The sequence below is a fragment of the Microbacterium sp. JZ31 genome (assembly GCF_016805985.1).
Classification (GTDB): Bacteria; Actinomycetota; Actinomycetes; order Actinomycetales; family Microbacteriaceae; genus Microbacterium.
In genome coordinates, this window is record NZ_CP017661.1 from 447,829 (window position 1) to 470,085 (window position 22,257).

Sequence of the window (22,257 nt, forward strand, 5' to 3'; positions counted from 1 at the left end):
CGGATCGGATCCGGCCGTCCGCGGACACCGGTGATTGTTTCGCGCAGATGAAAGCTGTCGGACAGCCCGGATCGATAGGGTGGCAACTCTGGCGATCCTGTCGTCCTCTGTGCCAAGGTTGTCCGACAACAGCCCCGAAAGGTCGGAATGCCCTCGCTCGACACCGTTCCCGCGCCGGTCGCGGCGCCCGTGCGCCTCGCGAGCTTCGCCCGCGCCCGCGACGCCTGGCCGCTGGATCCCGAGATGGTGCACCTCAACCATGGTTCGTTCGGCGCCGTGCCGACCGAGGTGGTGCGCTTCCAGGACGAGCTGCGCGCGCGGGGCGACCGCAGCCCGGTCGGCTGGTTCCCCCGGATCGCGGAGTACACGGCCGAGGCCCGCCGCGAGGTCGCGCCCTTCGTAGGGGCGGCGCCCGAGGACACGGTGTTCGTGCCCAACTCGTCGGCCGCGGCCACCGTCGTCTACAACGGCCTCCATCTCGACTTCGGCGACGAGATCCTCGTCACCGATCACGGCTACGGCGCCATCACGATGGGTGCCAGGCGCCTCGCGCGGCGCTTCGGGGCGCGCATCCGCGTCGTCGCGATCCCGCTCGCGGCCTCCGCGGATGAGGTGGTCGAGGTGTTCCGCGCGGCCTTCACGGACGCGGTCAAGCTCATCGTGATCGATCAGATCACCTCGCCCACGGCACGGCTGCTGCCGGTGGACGAGATCGCGGATCTCGCCCACGAGCGCGGCGCGCGTGTGCTCGTCGACGGCGCCCACGCGCCCGGCCTCGTCGCCGAGGCCGCCGCCACGCGCGCGGACTGGTGGTTCGGCAACCTGCACAAGTGGCCCGCCGCGCCGCGCGGATCCGCCCTCCTCGTCACGAAGGCGCACGACCGCGACGACCTGTGGCCGCTGATCGACTCGTGGGGCGCGGACGAGCCGTACCCCGCCCGCTTCGACACCCAGGGCACGATCGACGCGACCGCCTACCTCGCCGCGCCGCGGTCGATCGCGTTCATCGAGCGCGAGTACGGCTGGGACCGCACCCGAGCCACGATGGACGCCCTCGCCGACCTCGGCGTCGAGGTGATCGGCCGCGCGCTGCAGCCGCATGTCGCCGCGCCCGTGGCGACGGACGTCGGCATGCCCGTGCCGTCCATGCGTCTGATCCGCCTGCCCGAGGGTCTCGGCCGTGCCCGCGAGGATGCCGACGAGCTGCGGATGCGCCTGCTCGACAAGACGGGCGTGGAGGCGGCGTTCACGAGCTTCGCCGGTGTCGGCTACCTCCGTCTGTCCGTGCACCTGTACACCGAGCAGGGCGACTTCGACGCCTTCGTGGAGCGCGCCGTGCCGCAGATCGTGGCGCTCGCGCGCGAGCGGCGCGGCGACTGACGCGGGCAGCGCTCCATTCCAGACCCCACCGATGCACCACCCACCCCGAGCGGGCCGACTCCTGAGAGAAGGCGCGCAAGAGAAAGAGAGAGATGAGATGAAGCGCACCCGCCTCATGCTCATGGCGAGCGCGGCCACCGCCTCGGTGCTTGCCCTGAGCGGCTGCTCCGGCGGCGGAGCCGGATCCGGCGCGGAGGGCGGCACCGTCACCCTCCAGATGGTCGAGAGCCTCACCAACCCCGCCCGCACCGAGCTCATCCGCTCGCTGCTGGATCAGTTCGAGGAGGAGAATCCCGACATCGCCGTCGAGCTGGTCTCGCCCCCGACCGATCAGGCCGACCAGAAGATCCAGCAGATGCTGCAGTCGGGCACCGGCGTCGACGTGCTCGAGGTGCGCGACCTCACCGTCGGTCCGTTCAGCAACAACGGCTGGCTGTACGACATGTCCGACGACCTCGCCGACTGGGAGGGCTGGAACGCCCTCACCGACAACGCCAAGGCCGTCGCCGAGGGCGGCTACTTCGTGCCCTACGGCTTCTACGGGCTGTCGCTATTCTACCGCACCGACCTCGTCGAGGAGGCCGGCTTCGACGCGCCGCCGACGTCGTGGGAGGAGCTGCTCGAGCAGGCCTCCGCGATCCAGGATCCGTCGAACAATGTGTACGGCTACGCGTTCCGCGGCGGCGCGAACGCGAACGGCAACGTGGTGGCCGCGATCGAGGCGTACGTGGTCGACGACCTCGACACCGAAGACGCGTTCAAGCTCAAGGACGGCTCGACGATCTTCTCGGCGCCCGAGGCGCAGGACGCCCTCGACACGTACTTCGCCCTGTTCGAGCAGGCGGCGCCGCCGTCGGCCGTGTCGTGGGGATACCCCGAGATGGTCGAGGGCTTCACGAACGGATCGACCGCGTTCCTGCTGCAGGACCCCGAGGTCATCGCGACCGTGAAGCAGTCCACGACGATCACTGAGGACCAGTGGTCGACGGCGCCGCTCCTGACCGGCCCGACCGGCAAGGCCGCCCAGCCGCTCGCCACCGCGGGCTGGGGCATCGCCGAGGCGAGCGAGCACAAGGAGGAGGCGATCAAGCTGGTCGAGTTCCTCTCGGGCGAGGAGCCGGCCACCGAGTTCGCGCAGACGAACAGCCTGGTGCCGATCGTGGCATCGGCGGCCGAGGACGACTTCTACAAGGAGGGCGCCTGGGCCAGCTACGTCACCATGACCGAGAACCCCGACACCTACATCAACGTCACCCAGCCGCGCGGCGTGAGCTGGTGGACCGAGTGGATGCAGAAGGCCGACTCGGAGATCCAGCAGGTGCTCCTCGGCAGCATGACCACGACCGAGCTGCTCGAGTCGTGGGACACGTTCTGGACCGAGAAGTACGCCTCGGCCGAATGAGTGTCTCGGCATCCCCCGGGGTCGCCGCGTCCGACGCGCGCGACCGGGCGGGGCGGGGGTCGGCCCCCGTCCCGCCCGGGCCGCCGCGCGGCGCGGCGCCGAGCCGGACGCGCCGGCGGACGTTCGGGCGCCGGCACGCGCTGACGATCCTGGCGTTCCTCGCCCCGGCGATCGTGTTCGTGTGCTGGTTCACGTACTGGCCGATGCTGCAGGGCGCCCGCATGGCGTTCCACGACTGGAACCTGTGGGACCTCACGTCCACGCCGTGGGTCGGGCTGCAGAACTTCGCGACCGTGCTCGGCGATCCGGTGTTCCCCGTCGTGGCGGGCAACACGATCCTGTGGGTCGTCGGCTCGCTCGTGCCGCAGCTCGTGATCGGCTTCCTGATCGCCCTGGGGCTGCGTCGGCGGTTCCGCTTCCGCGGGGTGTACCAGGCCCTCGTCTTCTTCCCCTGGGCCGTGTCCGGGTTCCTCATCGGCATGCTGTTCCGCTGGATGTTCAACGCCGAGTTCGGCGTCATGAACGACCTGCTGATGAAGGCCGGGCTGATCGATGCGCCCCTGCCGTGGCTCGCGGATCCGAGGCTCGCGATGGTCGCCGTGATCGTGGCGAACGTCTGGTACGGCGTGACGTTCTTCGCGATCATGATCCTCGCCGCCCTGCAGTCGGTGCCGGACGAGGTGCTCGAGGCGGCGAGCCTCGACGGCGCAGGCAAGGCGCGGCAGCTGTTCTCGATCGTGATCCCGTACATCGCCACGACGCTGCTGCTGACCGTGCTGCTGCGGGTGATCTGGATCTTCAACTTCCCCGACATCATCTGGGCGATGACGCGCGGCGGCCCCGCTGGCCAGACGCACATCATCACGACCTGGATGATCGAGTACACCCAGCAGGGCAACTACGGGATCGCGAGCGCGATCGGCCTGGCCGTGATGGCGCTGCTGTTCGTGTTCTGCGCGTTCTACCTGATGGCGATGAGGCGGGTGAGCCGGGCATGACGGTGACAGAGGTGCTGACGACGGGCGCGGCGACGTCCCCGACCCGCCGGCCCGCGCGCCGGTTCACCGTCGGCGGGGCGGTGAAGGCCGTGGGGCTCGCGCTGTGGCTCGTGATCACGCTGTTCCCGCTGTACTGGATCGTGGTGACGTCGTTCAAGGCGCCGGGGTCCATCAACCGGTTCCCGCTCGAGTACTGGCCCACCGAGCCGTCGCTCGAGAATTACACGGGCCTGTTCGAGACGTCGAACTTCGGGACGTTCCTGGCGAACTCCGCGATCGTCGCACTCGTCGCGGGCGCCACGTCGACGCTCATCGCGCTGCTGAGCGCCTACGTGCTGGCGCGCTTCGAGTTCCGCAGCAAAGGGGCGATCCTCGCGGCGTTCCTGCTGACGCAGATGATCCCGACGTTCATCGCGCTGGGGCCGCTGTACTCGATGCTCGCCGACCTGCGGCTCGTCGACTCCAAGCCCGGACTGATCCTCGTGTACATCGCGGTGTGCATCCCGTTCTCGACCGTGATGCTGCGCGGGTTCTTCGAGAACGTGCCGGACGCGCTCGAGGAGGCGGCGATGATCGACGGCTCGTCGCGGCTCGGGGCCCTGTTCCGCGTGATCGTGCCCGTGATGGCGCCCGGCATCGTGGCGGCCTTCATCTTCAACGTCGTCAACTGCTGGAACGAGCTGTTCCTGTCGGTGATCCTGATCAATTCCGACGAGAACAAGACCGTGCCGGCGGCGCTGAACGGCTTCATCTCGACGTTCAACGTCGCGTGGGGGCCGATGGCGGCCGCGGCCGTGCTGACGATCCTGCCGACCATGGCGCTGTTCGCCCTCGCCAGCCGCTGGATCGTCGACGGCCTCACGGCCGGCGCCGTCAAGGAGTGAGCGCTCAGCCCAGCACAAGCCGGTAGCCCATCCCCTGCTCCGTGAGCAGGTGGACGGGATTCGCCGGATCGGGCTCGAGCTTCTTGCGCAGCTGCGAGATGTACAGGCGCAGGTAGCCCGTGTCGGCGACCTGCTCGGAGCCCCAGATGTCCTTCAGCAGGGTCTGCCGCGTCACGAGCGCGCCCGGGTTGCGCGCGAGGAACTCGAGCATGCGCCACTCGGTGGGCGTGAGGTGCACGGGCTCGCCGGCACGCGTCACGACCTTGGCCGCGAGGTCGACGCGGACGTCGCCGAACGCCACGACCGGCTCCGTCGATGCGGCTCCGATGCGACGCGCCAGGGCCCGCAGGCGGGCGAGCAGCTCGTCGATCTGGAACGGCTTCGTGACGTAGTCGTCGGCGCCCGCGTCGAGTGCGTCGACCTTGTCGGCCGAGCCGGTGCGTCCCGACACGACGACGATCGGCGCGTCGGTCCAGCCGCGCAGCGCGTGGATCACCTCGACGCCGTCGAGCTTGGGCATCCCGAGGTCCAGCAGCACCACGTCCGGCTTCGCCTGCGCTGCCACCGCGATCGCCTCCGCGCCGTCGCTCGCGGACACGACCTCGTAGCCGTGTGCTCCGAGCGTGATCCGCATGGCCCGGGTCAGCTGGGGGTCGTCGTCCGCGATCAGGATCTTCATGCGCTCAGTCTCGGGTCGGGGGCGGTGTCGGGGCCGGCGTCGATGTCCTCGGCGATCGGCAGCTCGATGACCATCGTCAGGCCGCCGCCGGGGGTGTCCTCGGGGAAGAGCGTGCCGCCCATCCCCTCGGTGAAGCCGCGGGACAGGGCGAGCCCCAGCCCGAGGCCGGTCGTGTTGTCGGTGTCGCCCATGCGCTGGAACGGCGCGAACATCTCCTGCTGCCGGTCGACCGGAACCCCGGGTCCGTGGTCGACGATCCGGATCTGCGCGCGGCTCCCGATCCGGCTCGTCGCGATGCGCACCCGGCGGTCGTCCGGCGACAGACGGTCGGCGTTCGCGAGCACGTTCACGATCACGCGCTGCAGCAGCACCGGATCCGCCGTGATCGCGGGAAGCCCGGGATCCAGCGCCAGCTCGACCCGGTCGGGGCCGAGGCCGAGCTCGTCCACGGCCGCCAGCACGACGCCCGCGGCATCGACGGCGCTGAGCGACACCGCGAGCACCCCAGCCTGGACGCGGCTGACGTCCAGCAGGTCGGTGACGAGGGTCGACAGCGTCGCGAGGCTCTCGTCGGCCGTCGCGAGCAGCTCGGCGCGATCGGAGTCGGTCAGCGTCCCGCCGGGCGTGCGCAGCCCGCCGACGGCAGCGACCGCGGCGGCGAGCGGGCGGCGGAGGTCATGGCTGACGGCCGACATCAGCGCCGTGCGCACGCTGTCCGCCTCCGCCAGGGCGTCGGCCCGCCGGGCGGTGCGCTCCAGGTCCTCGTTCTCCAGCAGCGCCGCGAACTGCACGACCATCACGTCGAGCAGCCGCCGCTCGGCGGCGTCGAGCTCCGCGCCGTGCAGCTCCAGGACGGCGCGCGGGGCGGCCGCGGGGCCCACGGGCATCGACAGGAACCGCCCGCCGCGCGCCGGCTCGCCGTCCGTCACGACCGTCTCACCCTCCGGCGTCGTCAGGCGCGCGCCCGTGGCCCGGAACGCCTCGCGCGCGCGGCTGACCAGGGCCTGGGCGGCGTTCTCGCCGCGCAGCACGCTGCCGGAGACGGTCGCGAGCAGCTCCGACTCGGCGGCGGCGCGCTGCGCCGCGCGCGTGCGCCGCGCGGACTGGTCGACGATCCAGCTCACGAGCGCCGCGCTGACCACGTAGAGGCCGACCGCGACCGCGTGATCCGGCGAGGCGATGTGGACCGTGAACCGCGGCTCCACGAAGAAGAAGTTCAGGCTGAGCCCCGACAGCACGGCGGCGAACAGCGCCGGCCAGATGCCGCCGATCAGAGCGACCACGACCACGAGCAGCTGATAGGCGAGCACGTGCACGACGAGCGACTCGTCCGCGGGCAGCCACGACAGCGCCGCCGACAGCAGCGGACCGATCGTCAGTGCCGCGACGAAGCCGAGGATGCGGCGCTTCCAGCTGAGCGCGCCCGCGGTCAGGCGGGGGATCCGGAGCCCACGGCCGGCGGCGTCGTGCGTCACGATGTGCACGTCGATGTCGCGGGCCTCGCGCACGACGGTTGCGCCGATCCCCGGTCCCGTCAGCGCGGCCGACAGGCGGCCGCGGCGGCTCGCGCCGATCACGAGCTGCGTCGCGTTCACCGAGCGGGCGAACTCGACGAGCGCGCGCGGCACGTCGTCGCCCACCACCTGGTGCGAGGTGCCGCCGAGGGACTCGACGAGCGCACGCTGCTTCGTGAGCGCGCCGGGGGAGCCCGTGCGCAGCCCGTCCTGCGCGGACACGTGCACGGCGAGCAGCTCGCCGCCCGCCGACCGTGCGGCGATGCGCGCGCCGCGGCGGATCAGCGTCTCGCCCTCCGCGCCGCCCGTGAGGGCGACGACGACGCGCTCGCGTGTCTGCCATGTGCCCTCGATGCCCTGCTCCTGCCGGTACACGCGCAGGGCGCTGTCCACCTCGTCCGCCAGCCACAGCAGCGCGAGCTCGCGCAGCGCGGTCAGGTTGCCGAGGCGGAAGTAGTTCGACAGCGCGGCGTCGATCCGCTCGGCCGGATAGACGAGCCCCGCCGCGAGCCGGTCCCGCAGCGACTGCGGCGCCAGGTCGACCACCTCGACCTGATCGGCCTCGCGCACCACGGCGTCGGGCACGGTCTCGCGCTGCACCACGCCCGTGATCCGCTCGACCACGTCGCCCAGCGACTCGATGTGCTGCACGTTCACGGTCGTGATGACGTCGATCCCAGCTGCCAGCAGCTCCTTCACGTCCTGCCAGCGCTTCGCGTTGCGCGAGCCCGGGGCGTTGGTGTGCGCGAGCTCGTCGACGAGCGCCACGTCCGGGTCCCGCTCGATCACCGCGGCGATGTCGAGCTCCGAGAGCTCGACATCGCGGTGGCGCAGCACACGGCGCGGCACGACGGGCAGGCCGACGGCCTGCTCGGCGGTCGCCACGCGGCCGTGGGTCTCGACGATGCCGATCACGACGTCGCGCCCCTCGCCCCGCAGGCGCCGTCCCTCCTCGAGCATCTCGTAGGTCTTGCCCACGCCCGGCGCGGCGCCGAGGAGCACGCGCAGGCGGCCCTTCTTCACGCGCTTCCTCCTGCCGGTGCGGACGTCATCGGGCCAGAGCATCCAGCGCCAGGTTGAGCTCCAGGACGTTCACCCGCGGCTCTCCGAGGAAGCCGAGGTCCCTGGACTGGATCCTAGACTCCACGAGCGCGCTCACCTGCGCCTCGTCGAGCCCGCGCTCCTCGGCGATCCGCGGCACCTGCAGCCGCGCGTACGCCGGACTGATGTGCGGGTCGAGCCCCGAGCCGGAGGCCGTCACGGCGTCGACGGGGATCTGCGAGGCCTCGACGCCCTCGAGCGCCGAGATCGCGGCCTGACGGTCGGCGATCTCGCCGAGCAGCGTCTCGTTCTCGGGGCCGTAATTCGACCCGCCCGACACCAGGTGGCCGTTGTCGTCGACGAAGGCGGCGGACGGGCGCGACTGGAAGTACTGCGGCAGCGGGACGCCCTCGGCGTCGGCGAACGACTGGCCGATCAGCGCGCTGCCGACGACCTCGTCGTCCGCGTCGCGCACGAGGGATCCGTTCGCCTGCCACGGCAGCGCGAGCTGGCCGATCGCGGTGACCGCCGCCGGATAGACGACGCCGAGCAGCAGCGTGAAGACGAGCATCGCGAGGATCGCGGTGCGGGTGGTGCGCAGCGTGGCGCGGGTGGTGGTGGACATGCGCTCTCCTTGTGCGAGTCAGATGTCGTCCGGCTCAGAAGCCGGGGATGACGCTCATGACGAGGTCGATGAGCTTGATGCCGATGAAGGGTGCGATCACGCCGCCGAGTCCGTAGACGAGCAGGTTGCGGCTGAGGATCGCGGAGGCGCTGCGCGGCTTGTACTCCACGCCGTGCAGGGCGAGCGGGATCAGGAACACGATCACGATCGCGTTGAAGATGATCGCGCTGGTGACGGCCGACGCGGGCGAGCTGAGCTGCATGACGTTCAGCGCCGCGAGACCCGGGAAGGCGCCCATGAACATCGCGGGGATGATCGCGAAGTACTTCGCGATGTCGTTCGCCAGTGAGAAGGTCGTGAGGGCGCCGCGCGTGATGAGAAGCTGCTTGCCGATCCGGACGATGTCGATCAGCTTCGTCGGGTCGCTGTCGAGGTCGACCATGTTGCCGGCCTCCTTCGCGGCCGACGTGCCCGTGTTCATCGCGACGCCGACGTCGGCCTGCGCGAGCGCGGGCGCATCGTTCGTGCCGTCCCCGGTCATCGCGACGAGGCGACCGCCCTCCTGCTCCTTGCGGATCAGCGCGAGCTTGTCCTCGGGCGTCGCCTCGGCCAGGAAGTCGTCGACGCCGGCCTCCTTCGCGATCGCGCGCGCCGTCAGCGGATTGTCGCCCGTGATCATGATCGTCCGGATGCCCATCTCGCGCAGTTCGGCGAAGCGCTCGCGCAGGCCGTCCTTGACGATGTCCTTGAGATGCACGACGCCCAGCGCGCGGCCGGTGCCGCCCTGCTTCATCGCCACGACGAGCGGCGTGCCGCCGTCGGCGGCGATCCGGTCGGTGATCTCCGTGACGGACGCGCGCAGCCCCTCGTCCACGAGGCCGTCGAGCTCGAGCCATGCGAGCACGGCGGATCCCGCGCCCTTGCGGATCTCGGTGCCGTCCGCGAGGTCCAGCCCGCTCATGCGGGTCTGCGCCGTGAACGGCACGGACACGCCGCCCGCGCTCCCGTCCAGGTGCACGCCGCGCAGGGCAGCCAATTCCACGACCGAGACACCCTCGGGGGTCGGATCGGCGAGCGAGGACAGAGCGGCGGCGCGCGCGAGCTCGGCCTCGGTCAGCCCCGGCAGCGGCACGAAGGCGCTCGCGCGGCGGTTGCCGTGCGTGATGGTGCCGGTCTTGTCGAGCAGGAGCGTAGTGACATCGCCCGCCGCCTCGACCGCGCGGCCCGACATCGCGAGCACGTTGCGCTGCACGAGACGATCCATGCCCGCGATGCCGATCGCCGAGAGCAGCGCCCCGATCGTGGTCGGGATCAGCGTGACGAGCAGCGCGATCAGGACGGGGATCGAGACCGTGCCGGTGACGGCGGAGGCGATCGGGTTGAGCGTGAGCACGACCACGACGAACACGATCGACAGGCTCGCGAGCAGGATGCCGAGTGCGATCTCGTTCGGCGTGCGCTGTCGCGACGCGCCCTCGACGAGCGCGATCATCCGATCCACGAACGTCTCGCCCGGCTTCGACGTGATGCGCACGACGATCCGGTCGGACAGCACGCGCGTGCCGCCGGTCACGGCGCTGCGGTCGCCGCCGGACTCGCGCACGACGGGTGCGGACTCGCCCGTGATGGCCGACTCGTCCACGGTCGCGATGCCGGCCACGATGTCGCCGTCGCCGGGGATCAGCTCGCCCGCCGTGACGACCACGACGTCGCCGAGCCTCAGCTCGGACGACGCGACCTCGGCGGTCTCCGACTGCACGGCCGCGGCGTCGCGCGCCTCGTCGTACCGGACGACGCGGTGCGCGACGGTCGCGCTGCGCGTCTTGCGCAGCGTCGCCGCCTGCGCCTTGCCGCGTCCCTCGGCGACCGATTCGGCGAGGTTCGCGAACAGCACCGTGAGCCACAGCCACACGGCGATGCCCCACGTGAAGCCGGCCGGGATCTCGCTGCCGCCCGACCGATCGGCTCCGCCGAGGAGGGGCTCCGCGATGGCGACGAGCGTGGTCAGGGCGGCGCCCACCCACACGATCAGCATCACGGGGTTGCGCCACTGATCGGCGGGATTCAGCTTGCGCAGCGCGCCGGGCAGCGCCTGCACGATGTGAGCCGTGCTGAAGGCGCGGGGCGTGCGCGGCGCCTTCGGTGTGAGGTGTCCCGCGACCGGGGCGGGCGTCTTCTGGCGTGTCGTGGACATGGGTCAGGCGAGCCCTTCCGCCAGCGGAGCCAGCGCGAGAACGGGGAAGTAGGTCAGTGCGGTGATGACGACCGAGACGGCGCCCAGCAGGCCGACGAACTGCGGCCGGTGCGTCGGCAGGGTGCCGGTCGTGGACGGCACCGGCTTCTGTGCGGCGAGCGAGCCGGCGAGCGCCAGCACGAGCACGATCGGCACGAAGCGCCCGATCAGCATGGCGACGCCGAGCGCGGTCGCGAACCACGGCGTGGCGGACGTGATGCCCGCGAAGGCGGACCCGTTGTTGTTCGCGGCCGATGTGAAGGCGTACAGCACCTCGCTGAGGCCATGCGGGCCGGGGTTCCACAGCGACGTCCCTTCGACATCCGAGCGCACGGCCGGGATCCCGAAGCTCAGCGCCGTGCCGGCGAGCACGAGAATCGGCGTGACGAGGATGTAGAGGCTCGCGAGCTTCATCTCGCGCGGCCCGATCTTCTTGCCGACGTACTCGGGCGTGCGGCCGACCAGCAGCCCGCCGATGAAGACCGTGATCACGGCGAGCACGAGCATGCCGTACAGGCCGGCGCCCACGCCGCCCGGGGCGATCTCGCCGAGCATCATGTTGATCAGCGGCACCATGCCGCCTAAGGCGGTGTACGAGTCGTGCATCGAGTTGACCGCGCCGGTCGAGGTGAGCGTCGTGACGGCCGCGTACAGCGCCGATCCGAAGATCCCGAACCGCTGCTCCTTGCCCTCCAAGGCGCCGCCCGCGAGCTCGGGGGCGGACCCCTGCGCCGCGGCCTCGAGCGCCGTGACGGCGGCGATCGACGCCAGCGCGATCCCCGCCATGGTCGCGATGATCGCGAAGCCCTGACGGTCGTCGCCGACCATGCGGCCGAACGTGCGCGGCAGCGACACAGGGATGATCAGCACGAGCAGAAGCTGCAGCAGGTTCGACACCGGATTCGGGTTCTCGAACGGGTGCGCCGAGTTCGCGTTGAAGAAGCCGCCGCCGTTGGTGCCGAGCTGCTTGATCGCCTCCTGCGACGCGACGGGACCGCCGGGCAGCGCCTGGCCGGCACCCGAGAGCGTCGTCACGTCGGTGAAGCCGGCGAAGTTCTGCACCACACCGGTGCCGATCATCCCGATCGCGCCGATCACGGCGAGCGGGAGGAGCAGTCTCGTTACCCCGCGGGTGACGTCGACCCAGAAGTTGCCGATCGTGGCCGAGCCTCGTCGTGCGAAGCCGCGCACGAGCGCGACGGCGATCGCGATGCCGACGGACGCGGACACGAAGTTCTGCACGGTGAGCCCCGCGAGCTGCACGGCGTAGCCGAGCGTCGACTCGGGGTAGTAGGTCTGCCAGTTCGTGTTGGTGACGAACGACAGGGCCGTGTTGAACGCCACCCCCTCCGGCACGGCCGGGAGGCCGAGGGCCCACGGCAGGAAGACCTGCAGGCGCTGCAGGCCGTACAGCAGCAGCACGCCGATCAGGGAGAACGCGAGCGTGGAGCGGGCGTACGCCTGCCACGTCTGCTCGCGGCCGCTGTCGACGCCGATCAGGCGGTACAGGCCGCGCTCCGCGCGCCCGTCCCGCTCCGCCGTGAAGACGCGGGCCATGTAGTCGCCCAGCGGCCGATAGACGAGGACGAGGGCGACGAGGAGCGCGGCGATCTGCAGGATGCCGCTCCAGATCGTCGCGGCGTCCATCAGAACCGCTCCGGCCGGACGAGGGCGATCACGAGGTAGACGATCGCGGCGACGCCGAGGGCGCCGGCGATGGCCGTGATGACGATCACAGCTTCTCGGCTCCCTTCACGACGAGCGCGACGAGCGCGAACAGCGCCAGCGTCGCCGCCACATAGATCAGATCGAGCACGGGGGACTCCGTTCGAGGGACTGGCGGCGCCCGATCCGGGGCCGCACGCCGATGGCGGCGCAGATCCCGATTGAAGTCCTCGCCGGCGTCGCGCGACGGCTTCCTCACGACTCCCATACGTCCGGCCCCGGGAAGGCTCACGCTCTTCTCGCGCCGCCGGCGCTGCTTGCCCCTGCCCGCGCCCTCGGCGGGGCGCTCGGGCTCCCCAGGGGAGCCGAGCAGCTTCCGCGCGCTCGGGCTCGCCGACGGGTGGGCGGCTGGGAGTGACTCAGCCGAGCTGGGTGCGGTACCAGGCGAGTTTCTCGTCGAGGCGCTCCTGGCGGCGGCGCAGCTGCTCCGCCTGCTCGCGCACGGCGGTCGCGTGCTCCTCGAGCAGCGCGATCCGCTCGGCGATCGATCCGGGATCCCGGCACAGCTCGCCGTAGCGCCGCAGCCGCCGGATGGGCATCCCCGTGTCCCGCAGGCACTTCAGGAAGTCGAGCGTCGACAGGTCCGCGTCGTCGTAGACGCGCCGCCCGGATGTCGCGCGCGCGACGGGAGGCAGGATGCCCTCCCGCTCGTAGTAGCGCAGGGTGTCGAGCGAGAAGCCCGAGAGCTCGGCCGCTTCGGCGGGTGTGTAGGTGCTCATGCGAAGCGACCGTAGCCGAGTTCGGGTGAGAGGTCTTGACCTGGAGCGCGCTCCAGGCCCGATCCTGCTGGCATGGACACGCAGAACACCCCCATCGACTCGCCGCTCGTGCTCGGAGCCATGGTCTTCGGCACGCTGCTCGACGACGACGCCTCCTTCGCGCTGCTCGACAGGTTCGTCGAGCGCGGCGGCACGTGGATCGACACGGCCGACTGCTACAGCTTCTGGCTGGATCCGAGCGGGCGCGGCGGTCAGAGCGAGCGCGTGCTGGGGCGCTGGCTCGCGGCGCGCCCCGGCATGCGGCAGCGGATCAGAATCTCCACCAAGCTCGGAGCGGAGCCGCTCTGGGCGGGCTCGTTCCCGCAGCGCGTGCAGGGGCTCGGCCGTCGGGCGGTCCACGAGGCGCTTCGCGGCTCGCTTGATCGGCTGGGCGTCGACGCGGTCGACATGCTGTGGCTGCACATGGAGGACCGTGCGACGCCGATCGAGGAGACCGTCGACGCCGTGGGCGAGCTCGTCGCCGAGGGGGTCGTCCGGCGGGTGGGCGCCTCCAACCATCCGGCGTGGCGGGTCGAGCGGGCGCGCTCGCACGCGCGCGCGGTCGGCGCACTTCCCCTCGACGCGCTGCAGCACAGCGCGACCTATCTGCGCCCACGCTCTGGAGCGCTTCCCGCGGGCCAGAACCACGCGTTCGGGGTGCTCGGCGACGAGCACCGGGATCTCGCGCGCGGTGAGGGGCTCGAGCTGTGGGCGTACACGCCTCTGCTGTCGGGGGCGTACGACAACCCCGACAAGCGCATCGACCCCGCATACGACCATCCCGGCACGACGCGGCGGCTCGAGGCGCTCGACGCGGTCGTGGGCGAGACGGGCGCGACGCGGGGGCAGATCGTGCTCGCCTGGCTGGTCTCCGAGGGGATCCGCCCGATCCTCGGCGGCAGCAAGCTGCACCAGCTCGACGCGGCCCTGGACGGGGCGGCCATCGCGCTCACGGCGGAGCAGCTCGCGCGACTTCACGTCGACGCGTGAGGCGGCCGGTCGCCCCGGTTCCGTCGGCGATCGGGTGCGTGTGCCGGGCCTCGCGGAGCCCGGATGGTGCCGTGCGAGGCCGCGCGCCCCTCTTCCGGTGAAAGGATGAATGGATGACCGCCCCCGCCGCCGTGGGTCTTCGCAGCGAGCGGGGACCCATCCTCCTGTCCGTGATGGTCGCGACGGGTCTCGTCGCGATCGACTCGACGGTTGTCGCCACCGCCGTTCCCTCGATCGTGGCCGACGTCGGCGGCTACGAGGCCTTCCCGTGGCTCTTCTCGATCTACCTGCTGACGCAGTCGGTGCTCACTCCCGTGTACTCGAAGCTCGCGGATCAGCTCGGCCGCAAGCCCGTCCTGCTGTTCGGCATCGCGGTGTTCCTCGTGGGATCCGTGCTGTGCGGCATCGCGTGGGACATGCCCTCGCTCATCGCCTTCCGTGCCGTGCAGGGCCTCGGCGCGGGCGCCATCATGCCCATGACCGTGGTGATCGCGGGAGACATCTACACGGTGGCCGAGCGGGCGCGGGTGCAGGGCTACATCGCGAGCGTGTGGGGTGTGTCATCCGTGATCGGCCCGACCCTCGGAGGGCTGTTCTCGCAGCTCGACGCGTGGCGGTGGATCTTCCTGATCAACGTGCCGCTGTGCCTGCTCGCGTTCTGGCTGCTCGCGCGGAACTATCACGAGCAGCTGGAGCGCCGCCGTCACCGGATCGACTGGGCCGGTGCCGCGCTGCTGACCGCGGCGCTGACCCTCCTGCTGCTGGGCGTGCTCGAGGGCGGCGTCGCATGGGAGTGGACCTCGCCCACCTCGATCGGGGTGTTCGGCGCCGGAGCGGTGCTGCTCGTGCTGTTCGTGCTCGTCGAGCGCCGCGCGAGCGAGCCGGTCCTGCCGCTGTGGATCTTCACGCGTCCGGTCGTCGCGTCGACGGCGATGCTCAACCTGATCCTGGGCGGCGTGCTGATCGGATACACGGCCTACATCCCCACCTACCTCGAGGGCAGCGCGGGGGCGTCGCCGCTGCTCGCGGGCCTCGCGCTCGCGACGCTCACCCTCGGATGGCCCGTGGCCGCCTCGATCTCGGGGCGCCTGTACCTGCGCTTCGGCTTCCGCCCGGTGATCATCTCCGGCACGGCGCTGGTCCTGGCGACCGCCGTCGGGATCGCCGTGCTGTCGCGCTGGCCGAGCATCTGGACGGTCGCGCTCATCCTGTTCGTCACGGGGCTCGGCTTCGGCTTCACCGCCGTGCCGTCGCTCGTGGCCGTGCAGTCGACCGTCGCGTGGCAGGAGCGCGGCGTCGCCTCGGGAACCGTGATGTTCTCCCGCTCCATCGGGCAGGCGCTCGTCGCGGCCGTGCTCGGCGCGATCTCCAACGGCATCGTCTCGCGGATGGGCGGCGAGGCCCACGACCCGGCCACCGTGATCGCGTCCTCCGGAGCGGTGTTCCTCGCCTCCGCGGTGCTCGCGGCGGCGATGTTCGGGCTCGCCTTCCTCGTCCCGCGCGGTGTCCCCACCGAGGATCGGCCCGACCGGGAGAGCTGACCCCCGGGCTCTCCCGGTGCGCGGCCGCGGGGTGCGCTAGCCGATGGCGAATGCGCGTCAGTCGGCGGCGACGTCGATCAGCACCTTGCCGACCGCACCGTCCTCGACCGCGTCGTGTGCGGCGGCCGTGTCCTCGAGCGGGAAGTGGTGCAGCGGCAGGCCGCGCTCGTCCCCCACGGCGAAGGCGCCATCCGCGATCGCCGCCGTGATGTCCTCGGCGGCGGCCGCGAGCAGGTCCGGCGCGACCGTGTAGAGCAGGACGAACTGGTACCGCAGGTTCTTCGAGAACGTCGCGCGCACGGACAGCGTCATCTCGTCGCCGCCGTTGTTGGCGTAGATCGCGATGGTCGCGCCGAGGGCGGCGACCTCGCGATCGAGGTCGGTGTTCTGAGCCGGCGCAACCTCGACGATCTGGTCGACGCCGTCCGGAGCGAGCGACTGGATCTCCGCCGCCGCGTCGCCCTTCGTGTAGTCGACCGTGTGCGCGGCGCCCGCGGCGCGGGCGAGCTCGGCCTTCTCGGCGCTGCTGACCGTCGCGATCACGGTCGCGCCCGACCACGCCGCCAGCTGGATCGCGGCGTTGCCGACCGCACCGGCGCCGCCCTGGACGAGGACCGTGCGTCCGTCGAGCGCGCCGGGAGCGAGCCGCGTGACCGGTCCGGACGTGAGCAGCCGATGCGCGGTCACCACCGGTACGCCGAGCGAGGCGCCGAGGTCGAACGAGGCGCCTTCGGGCAGCCGCACGGCCTGGGCCTCGGGCACGATCGTGTACTCGGCGGCGGATCCGATGGGCCGGCCGCTCTGCGTCAGGTAGGTCCACACGCGGTCGCCGACCGCGAGACCGGTCACGCCGGCGCCCACCGCGTCGATCACGCCGCTGGCATCCTGCCCGGGCGAGATCTCGTCGAAGGCGAGCGGTCCCATGCCGCCCGCGCGGAACTTCCAGTCGGTCGGGTTCACTCCCGCGCGCACGACGCGGACCCGCACCTCGCCCTCGCCCGGCTCGGGCACGGGCCGCTCGACGAGGCGGAGGACGGAGGACGAACCGGTCTCGGAGTAGATGACAGCGCGCATGCTCTCACGCTACCGACGCCGGGCAGGCGCGGGGCCGGGCGAAGGGATCCGGCCGGACGCGGGGCGACGGGCGGTTGGAGGCGCGCGACGCTCAGGCCGTCGGACGCGGCGCGGCGCGCAGCGCGTCGATCGAGGCGGCGAGCTCTTCCGGCGTTCCACCGGGTCGAGCGAGCACGGCGGTGGCGACGTCGACGAAGCGCCGGGCCGTCGCGCCGAGGCGCACCGCACCCGGGACGAGGCCCTTCTCGTTGAGCACCCATGCGCCCGCGTCGGCGTGCCATGCGTGCGCGACCAGCAGCGCCGCGTGCGACAGGCACACGGCCACGTACGTCGTGTCGGCGCGCGCCGCGCCCTTGCGGGCGGCCTCCAGCAGGAAGTCGACCTGCCACAGGCCGTCGAGCATCGCCTTCCGCAGCGGCTCGGGGTAGGGCGTCACCCGGGCGGTGAGGCCCTCGAGCACGCCGGCAGGGTCGCTCAGCGGGATGGCCGTCGCGACCTCACCCGCGTAGGACACGTCGAGGAACCCGAAGGGATGCCCCGGCTGCGGGTGGAAGGCGAACGCGCCGCGCGCGGCACGCTCGCACTGCTCCTCGACGCGGGCGACGTCCCGCAGGATCCAGTCGATCCGGGTGCCGTCCACCTCGAGCCATGCGCCGCCGTCCACCCACGGTCCCCAGCCGCCCGGGCCCGCGACCGGGACGGCGCGTCCCGTCACTCGTGCCGCCAGCGCGCCCAGCGCCGCCAGGTCCAGGTCGCCTGGGCGATAGTAGACGCCCAGGTCGAAGTCGGAGTCGGGCCGGTGCATGCCGCGCGCGCGGCTGCCTCCGAGCGTCACGGCGACCACGCCCGGAACCGCGGCCAGCGACTCGGCCATGTGCTGCAGGCCCCGCTGATCGATCATCCCTCCGAGCGTATCTCGGTGCACGGGACCCGGCATTTGCCCCGAACTGCCGCCATCCGAGGCGGATAGCGGTCCATTCGGGGCAAACGGCGTCAATAGGACGCGCGGCCCTCGCCGTCGCCGGCGGGGAGGAACGTACGGGCCAGCCGCTCCGCGCCGCGGGCGGCGAGGCCCACGTCGGCGCCCACGAGCACGAAGCGCGCGCCCGCCTCGACGTAGGCGCGGGCGGCCGACTCCACGAACGCGTTCACGCCGACGGGCTTGCCCGCCGCGCGGACGCCCGCGAACGCCCGCTCGACCGCTGCGACGACATCCGGATGCGTCTGCCGCCCGATCAGCCCCATGGACGCGGCGAGGTCACTCGGCCCGACGAAGACGCCGTCGATGCCGTCCACCGCCGCGATCGCCTCCGCGTTCTGGACGCCCTCGGCCGTCTCGATCTGCACGATCACCGACGTGTACTCCGCCGCGTTCTGGAGGTAGTCGTCGACGCGGTTCCAGCGGCCGGAGCGCGCGAGCGCGTTGCCCACGCCGCGGTGTCCGCGCGGCGGGTACGACGCGTGCGCGACGGCGGCCTCGGCCTCCGCCGCGGTGGACACCATCGGCACCATGATCGTCTGCGCACCGAGGTCGAGCACCTGCTTGATCCACACGGCGTCGTTCGCGGGCACGCGCACGACCGTCGTGGCGGGGTAGGCCGCCGCGACCTGCAACATCGCCTGGGTCTCGCTCAGCCCGATGGGCCCGTGCTCCATGTCGATCATGAGCCAGTCGAGGCCCGAGTCGGCCATGATCTCCGCCATGACGGGCGAGCCCGAGCAGATCCAGCCGCCGTACAGCGGGCGGTCCGCCTGCGCGATCCGGTGGCGCAAGGTCATCGGAAGCTGCATGCGATCGTCCCCATCCGTCCGTAGTCCGCCAGGATGCTGTCGCCCGCCTCGGCCCACACGGGGCGGGTGAAGGACCCCGCCAGGATGATCTCGCCCGCCTCGAGGCGGTCGCCGTGCCGGTGCATCTTGTTCGCGAGCCACGCCACGCCCTGGCCGGGATGGCCGAGCACGCCGCCCGAGACGCCCGTCTCCTCGATCGTCTCGTTGCGGTAGAGCATCGCGCCCACCCAGCGCAGGTCGATGTCGTCCGGACGCATGGGCCGGCCGCCCAGCACCATGCCGCCGTACGCGGCGTTGTCGCTGATGGTGTCGACGATCGTCCGGCCCTCCATCTCGATGTGCGAGTTGAGCACCTCGAGCGCGGGAGTGACGTACTCGGTCGCGCGCAGCACGTCGAACAGCGTGCACGCCGGGCCCTCGAGCGGGGCCTTCAGCACGAACGCGAGCTCGACCTCGATCCGGATGTTCGAGAAGTCGCCCGCCGGGATCACCGCGCCCGACTCCCACACCGTGTCGTCGAACATCACGCCGTAGTCCGGCTCCGTGATGCCCGTCGCCTGCTGCATGGCCTTGGACGTCAGGCCGATCTTGCGGCCCACGAGGCGGCGGCCCGCCGCGACCTGCGCGTCGCGCCAGATGCCCTGGATCGCATACGAGTCCTCGATGGTGGCGTCCGGGAAGCGCGCGGTGATGCGCGGGATGACGCCGTGCATCCGGTCCGCCTCCGCGAGCTCCGCTGCCAGCTGCGCGATCTGATCCTGCGTCAGCATGATCAGAGCTGGTGCCCGAGTTTGTACTCGCCCTGCTTCCACGACGGCATCTCCTGCTCGTCGTCGGGGCGGGTGTAGGAGAAGCCGTCGGCGCCGATCGTGACCGCCATCTCGCTCTTGTCCTCGCGCGCGACGACCGGCTGCGGGTTGCCGTCGAGATCGAGCACGAGCGACGCCTCCGTGTACCAGCTGGGCACCACCGGGTTGCCCCAGAAGTCGCGGCGCTGGTTGTCGTGCACGTCCCACGTCACGACCGGGTTGTCGGGGTCGCCCGTGTAGTAGTCCTGCGTGTAGATCTCCACGCGGTGCCCGTCGGGATCGCGCAGGTACAGGTAGAACGCGTTCGAGACGCCGTGGCGGCCCGGTCCGCGCTCGATCGCGTCCGAGCGGCGCAGGGCGCCGAGCTTGTCGCAGATCGCGAGGATGTTGTGCTTCTCGTGCGTCGCGAACGCGACGTGGTGCATGCGCGGGCCGTCGCCACCGGTCGTCGCTGTGTCGTGCACGGTCGGCTTGCGGCGCATCCACGCGGCGTAGACGGTGCCGTCGGCGTCCTGGATGTCCTCCGTCACGCGGAAGCCCAGGTCCTGGTAGTGCCGCACGGCGCGGGGCACATCCGGCGTCACCTGGTTGAAGTGATCGAGGCGGACGAGCTCGCCCGGGATCTGCAGGTCGTAGCGCCACGACAGGCGCTCGGTGTGCTCGCTGAAGTGGAAGAACTCGTACGGGAAGCCGAGCGGGTCCTCCACCCGCACCGAGTCGCCGATGCCCTTCGTGAAGCCCTCGGGCCGGCGGAGGACGCGGCAGCCGAGCTCCTCGTAGAACGCGACGGCCTTGTCGAGGTCCTCGGGCGTGCGCACACGGTACGAGAACGCCGCGACGCCCGCGACGGGTCCCTTGCGCAGCACGAGGTTGTGGTGGATGAACTCCTCGGTGGAGCGCAGGTAGATCGCCTCGTCGTCCTCCTCGGTGACGTGCAGGCCCAGGATGTCGACGTAGAACGCGCGCGACGCGGCGAGATCCGTCACGACGAGGTCCATGTACGCGCACCTCAGGATGTCCGGCGCGGGCGCCGTCGGCGTCGCGACCGGGTTCGCGGGCTCGATCGGGGCCTCCTGCGACACGTAGAAGCCCGACGACGTGAGCGTGCCGCGGCGGTCGGTGGATTCGGTTGTCATGTCAGCGTCCTTGCTTTCTCTGGTCGGGTCACCTGTTCGCTGAGCGAGGGAGCGGAGCGACCGAGTCGAAACGGTGCAACGGTGCCGTGGCGATGTTCAGTCGTTTCGACTCGTTCCGCTCGCTCGACGAACGGTGGGTGAGGGGGTGGAGGCGGTCAGGCCTTGCCGAAGGTCGGGTTGTGCACCTTGCCGAGCGTGATGTGAACGGCCTGCTGGTCGGTGTAGAAGTCGATCGAGCGGTAGCCGCCCTCGTGGCCGAGGCCCGAGGCCTTGACGCCGCCGAACGGGGTGCGCAGGTCGCGCACGTTGTTGGAGTTGAGCCACACCATGCCGGCCTCGACCGCCTGCGAGAAGTTGTGGGCGCGCTTGAGGTCGTTCGTCCAGATGTAGGCTGCGAGGCCGTACTTCGTGTCGTTCGCGAGCTCGAGCGCCTCCTCGTCGGTGTCGAACGGCGTGATGGCGACGACCGGGCCGAAGATCTCCTCCTGGAAGATGCGCGCATCCGGCTTCACGTCGGCGAACACGGTCGGGGCGACGAAGTTGCCCTCGTCGAAGCCCTCCGGACGGCCGCCGCCCGCGACGAGGCGGCCTTCGCTCTTGCCGATCTCGACGTACGACATCACCTTGTCGTAGTGCTCGGGGTGCACGAGCGCACCGACCTCGGTGGCGGGGTCGTGCGGGTAGCCGACCTTCACGCGCTGGGCCTGCGCCGCGTAGCGCTCCACGAACTCGTCGTAGATGTCGCGCTGGACGAGGATGCGGGATCCGGCCGTGCAGCGCTCGCCGTTGAGGGAGAAGACGCCGAAGATCGTCGCGTCGACCGCGGCCTCGAGGTCGGCGTCGGCGAAGACGACGGCGGGCGACTTGCCGCCGAGCTCCATCGACAGGCCCTTCAGGTAGGGGGCCGCGTTGCCGAAGATGATCTGCCCCGTGCGGCTCTCGCCCGTGAAGGAGATGAGCGGCACGTCCGGGTGCTTCACGAGCGCGTCGCCGGCGTCCTCGCCGAAGCCGTGCACGATGTTGAACACGCCCTCGGGAAGGCCCGCCTCCTCGAAGATGCCGGCCCACAGCGACGCCGACAGCGGCGTGAACTCGGCGGGCTTCAGCACGACGGTGTTGCCGGTCGCGAGCGCGGGCCCGAGCTTCCACGACTCGAGCATGAACGGCGTGTTCCACGGCGTGATCAGGCCCGCGACGCCGATCGGCTTGCGGTTGACGTAGTTGATCTGCCGGCCGGGCACCTTGAAGGTGTCGTCGGCCTGGGCGACGATCAGGTCGGCGAAGAAGCGGAAGTTCTCGGCCGCGCGGCGGGCCTGGCCGAGCGCCTGCGTGATGGGCAGGCCCGAGTCGAACGACTCGAGCTCGGCGAGACGGGCGTCGCGCGACTCGACGATGTCGGCGATCCGGTGCAGGATGCGCGAACGCTCGCGCGGCAGCATCTTCGGCCAGGGCCCCTCGCGGAAGGCGGTGCGGGCGGCGGCGACGGCGGCGTCGATGTCGGCCTTCTTGCCCGCGGCGGCCTGGATGTAGGTCTCGTTCGACACGGGATCGAGCACGTCGAACGTGTCGCCGTCCTGCGAGTCGACGTGCTTCCCGCCGATGTAGTGCTGGATCTTCTCCGGCAGGTCGGCGGGCACGTGACGCTGGGTGTAGTCGGGGGTGCTCATGGGATTCCTC

20 protein-coding genes are annotated in these 22,257 nt (G+C 71.3%); 6 read left to right on the top strand and 14 right to left on the bottom strand.

All coding sequences use genetic code 11. The features are described 5' to 3' along the window. Window positions 1–147: 147 nt before the first annotated feature. The 4 genes from BJP60_RS02175 to BJP60_RS02190 all read left to right on the top strand — a co-directional run bounded on the left by BJP60_RS02175 (window position 148) and on the right by BJP60_RS02190 (window position 4,664). On the top strand, window positions 148–1,380 hold the full coding sequence (locus tag BJP60_RS02175; RefSeq protein ID WP_203137256.1) for an aminotransferase class V-fold PLP-dependent enzyme: 1,233 nt from the start codon (window positions 148–150) through the stop codon (window positions 1,378–1,380). A 97-nt stretch (window positions 1,381–1,477) separates the two neighbouring features. Then, window positions 1,478–2,782, top strand: coding sequence for an ABC transporter substrate-binding protein (locus BJP60_RS02180; RefSeq protein ID WP_238439519.1), 1,305 nt, complete (start codon window positions 1,478–1,480; stop codon window positions 2,780–2,782). After that, a complete protein-coding gene (locus BJP60_RS02185) occupies window positions 2,779–3,780 on the top strand; it encodes a carbohydrate ABC transporter permease (RefSeq protein WP_203137257.1) in 1,002 nt (333 codons plus the stop codon). Before BJP60_RS02180 ends, BJP60_RS02185 begins: the two co-directional genes overlap by 4 nt. After that, complete coding sequence (locus tag BJP60_RS02190) at window positions 3,777–4,664, top strand: carbohydrate ABC transporter permease (RefSeq protein ID WP_203137258.1); 888 nt, start codon at window positions 3,777–3,779, stop codon at window positions 4,662–4,664. The genes BJP60_RS02185 and BJP60_RS02190 overlap by 4 nt, the downstream gene beginning before the upstream one ends. A gap of 4 nt (window positions 4,665–4,668) precedes the next feature. Here the strand turns inward: BJP60_RS02190 and BJP60_RS02195 are convergent, their stop codons facing one another. From BJP60_RS02195 to BJP60_RS02230, 8 genes are all read right to left on the bottom strand, one after another. After that, complete coding sequence (locus BJP60_RS02195; protein WP_203137259.1) at window positions 4,669–5,343, bottom strand: response regulator; 675 nt, start codon at window positions 5,341–5,343, stop codon at window positions 4,669–4,671. Further along, window positions 5,340–7,880, bottom strand: a complete 2,541-nt coding sequence (locus BJP60_RS02200) for a DUF4118 domain-containing protein (RefSeq protein WP_203137260.1) — start codon at window positions 7,878–7,880, stop codon at window positions 5,340–5,342. The genes BJP60_RS02195 and BJP60_RS02200 overlap by 4 nt, the downstream gene beginning before the upstream one ends. Window positions 7,881–7,905: 25 nt before the next feature. Then, window positions 7,906–8,523, bottom strand: a complete 618-nt coding sequence (gene kdpC / locus BJP60_RS02205) for a potassium-transporting ATPase subunit KdpC (RefSeq protein WP_203137261.1) — start codon at window positions 8,521–8,523, stop codon at window positions 7,906–7,908. A 34-nt stretch (window positions 8,524–8,557) separates the two neighbouring features. Further along, entirely contained in the window at window positions 8,558–10,717 is a 2,160-nt protein-coding gene (kdpB, locus tag BJP60_RS02210) for a potassium-transporting ATPase subunit KdpB (protein ID WP_203137262.1), read from the bottom strand. A 3-nt stretch (window positions 10,718–10,720) separates the two neighbouring features. Further along, on the bottom strand, window positions 10,721–12,403 hold the full coding sequence (gene kdpA / locus BJP60_RS02215; protein WP_203137263.1) for a potassium-transporting ATPase subunit KdpA: 1,683 nt from the start codon (window positions 12,401–12,403) through the stop codon (window positions 10,721–10,723). After that, entirely contained in the window at window positions 12,403–12,492 is a 90-nt protein-coding gene (locus tag BJP60_RS02220) for a potassium-transporting ATPase subunit F (RefSeq protein ID WP_203137264.1), read from the bottom strand. Before BJP60_RS02220 ends, kdpA begins: the two co-directional genes overlap by 1 nt. Next, entirely contained in the window at window positions 12,489–12,680 is a 192-nt protein-coding gene (locus tag BJP60_RS02225) for a hypothetical protein (RefSeq protein WP_203139469.1), read from the bottom strand. Before BJP60_RS02225 ends, BJP60_RS02220 begins: the two co-directional genes overlap by 4 nt. Window positions 12,681–12,840: 160 nt before the next feature. Then, a complete protein-coding gene (locus BJP60_RS02230; RefSeq protein ID WP_203137265.1) occupies window positions 12,841–13,200 on the bottom strand; it encodes a MerR family transcriptional regulator in 360 nt (119 codons plus the stop codon). 72 nt (window positions 13,201–13,272) lie between these two features. On the opposite strand from BJP60_RS02230, the gene BJP60_RS02235 reads away from it, so the two are divergent. Then, entirely contained in the window at window positions 13,273–14,229 is a 957-nt protein-coding gene (locus tag BJP60_RS02235) for an aldo/keto reductase (protein WP_203137266.1), read from the top strand. 113 nt (window positions 14,230–14,342) lie between these two features. Then, window positions 14,343–15,770: an MFS transporter gene (locus tag BJP60_RS02240; protein WP_203137267.1), complete on the top strand. Its 1,428-nt coding sequence runs from the start codon at window positions 14,343–14,345 to the stop codon at window positions 15,768–15,770. Between the two features lie 57 nt (window positions 15,771–15,827). Here BJP60_RS02240 and BJP60_RS02245 read toward each other — a convergent pair whose 3' ends face one another. The 6 genes from BJP60_RS02245 to hpaE all read right to left on the bottom strand — a co-directional run bounded on the left by BJP60_RS02245 (window position 15,828) and on the right by hpaE (window position 22,247). Next, window positions 15,828–16,844, bottom strand: coding sequence for an NADPH:quinone reductase (locus BJP60_RS02245; protein WP_203137268.1), 1,017 nt, complete (start codon window positions 16,842–16,844; stop codon window positions 15,828–15,830). Between the two features lie 91 nt (window positions 16,845–16,935). Beyond that, entirely contained in the window at window positions 16,936–17,745 is an 810-nt protein-coding gene (locus BJP60_RS02250) for a nucleotidyltransferase domain-containing protein (RefSeq protein WP_203137269.1), read from the bottom strand. 92 nt (window positions 17,746–17,837) lie between these two features. Further along, window positions 17,838–18,623 carry an HpcH/HpaI aldolase family protein gene (locus tag BJP60_RS02255; RefSeq protein ID WP_238439520.1) on the bottom strand — a complete coding sequence of 262 codons (786 nt, stop codon included), beginning with the start codon at window positions 18,621–18,623 and terminating at the stop codon, window positions 17,838–17,840. Beyond that, window positions 18,620–19,405, bottom strand: coding sequence for a 2-oxo-hept-4-ene-1,7-dioate hydratase (gene hpaH / locus BJP60_RS02260; RefSeq protein WP_203137272.1), 786 nt, complete (start codon window positions 19,403–19,405; stop codon window positions 18,620–18,622). Before hpaH ends, BJP60_RS02255 begins: the two co-directional genes overlap by 4 nt. A 2-nt stretch (window positions 19,406–19,407) precedes the next feature. Then, window positions 19,408–20,580 (bottom strand): 3,4-dihydroxyphenylacetate 2,3-dioxygenase, encoded by a 1,173-nt coding sequence (gene hpaD / locus BJP60_RS02265; RefSeq protein WP_203137274.1) that lies wholly within the window; start codon window positions 20,578–20,580, stop codon window positions 19,408–19,410. Window positions 20,581–20,735: 155 nt separating this feature from the next. Beyond that, window positions 20,736–22,247 (bottom strand): 5-carboxymethyl-2-hydroxymuconate semialdehyde dehydrogenase, encoded by a 1,512-nt coding sequence (gene hpaE / locus BJP60_RS02270; RefSeq protein ID WP_203137276.1) that lies wholly within the window; start codon window positions 22,245–22,247, stop codon window positions 20,736–20,738. Between the last annotated feature and the right edge of the window lie 10 nt (window positions 22,248–22,257).

Excerpts from the sequence above, each read along its gene's own strand:
- kdpA (WP_203137263.1), bottom strand. The coding sequence starts at position 12,403 with ATGGACGCCGCGACGATCTGGAGCGGCATCCTGCAGATCGCCGCGCTC.
- BJP60_RS02180 (WP_238439519.1), top strand. The coding sequence starts at position 1,478 with ATGAAGCGCACCCGCCTCATGCTCATGGCGAGCGCGGCCACCGCCTCG.
- BJP60_RS02190 (WP_203137258.1), top strand. The coding sequence starts at position 3,777 with ATGACGGTGACAGAGGTGCTGACGACGGGCGCGGCGACGTCCCCGACC.
- BJP60_RS02240 (WP_203137267.1), top strand. The coding sequence starts at position 14,343 with ATGACCGCCCCCGCCGCCGTGGGTCTTCGCAGCGAGCGGGGACCCATC.
- BJP60_RS02255 (WP_238439520.1), bottom strand. The coding sequence starts at position 18,623 with ATGACCTTGCGCCACCGGATCGCGCAGGCGGACCGCCCGCTGTACGGC.
- kdpB (WP_203137262.1), bottom strand. The coding sequence starts at position 10,717 with ATGTCCACGACACGCCAGAAGACGCCCGCCCCGGTCGCGGGACACCTC.
- BJP60_RS02185 (WP_203137257.1), top strand. The coding sequence starts at position 2,779 with ATGAGTGTCTCGGCATCCCCCGGGGTCGCCGCGTCCGACGCGCGCGAC.
- kdpC (WP_203137261.1), bottom strand. The coding sequence starts at position 8,523 with ATGTCCACCACCACCCGCGCCACGCTGCGCACCACCCGCACCGCGATC.
- BJP60_RS02175 (WP_203137256.1), top strand. The coding sequence starts at position 148 with ATGCCCTCGCTCGACACCGTTCCCGCGCCGGTCGCGGCGCCCGTGCGC.
- BJP60_RS02235 (WP_203137266.1), top strand. The coding sequence starts at position 13,273 with ATGGACACGCAGAACACCCCCATCGACTCGCCGCTCGTGCTCGGAGCC.
- BJP60_RS02250 (WP_203137269.1), bottom strand. The coding sequence starts at position 17,745 with ATGATCGATCAGCGGGGCCTGCAGCACATGGCCGAGTCGCTGGCCGCG.
- hpaH (WP_203137272.1), bottom strand. The coding sequence starts at position 19,405 with ATGCTGACGCAGGATCAGATCGCGCAGCTGGCAGCGGAGCTCGCGGAG.
- hpaD (WP_203137274.1), bottom strand. The coding sequence starts at position 20,580 with ATGACAACCGAATCCACCGACCGCCGCGGCACGCTCACGTCGTCGGGC.
- BJP60_RS02230 (WP_203137265.1), bottom strand. The coding sequence starts at position 13,200 with ATGAGCACCTACACACCCGCCGAAGCGGCCGAGCTCTCGGGCTTCTCG.
- hpaE (WP_203137276.1), bottom strand. The coding sequence starts at position 22,247 with ATGAGCACCCCCGACTACACCCAGCGTCACGTGCCCGCCGACCTGCCG.
- BJP60_RS02245 (WP_203137268.1), bottom strand. The coding sequence starts at position 16,844 with ATGCGCGCTGTCATCTACTCCGAGACCGGTTCGTCCTCCGTCCTCCGC.
- BJP60_RS02195 (WP_203137259.1), bottom strand. The coding sequence starts at position 5,343 with ATGAAGATCCTGATCGCGGACGACGACCCCCAGCTGACCCGGGCCATG.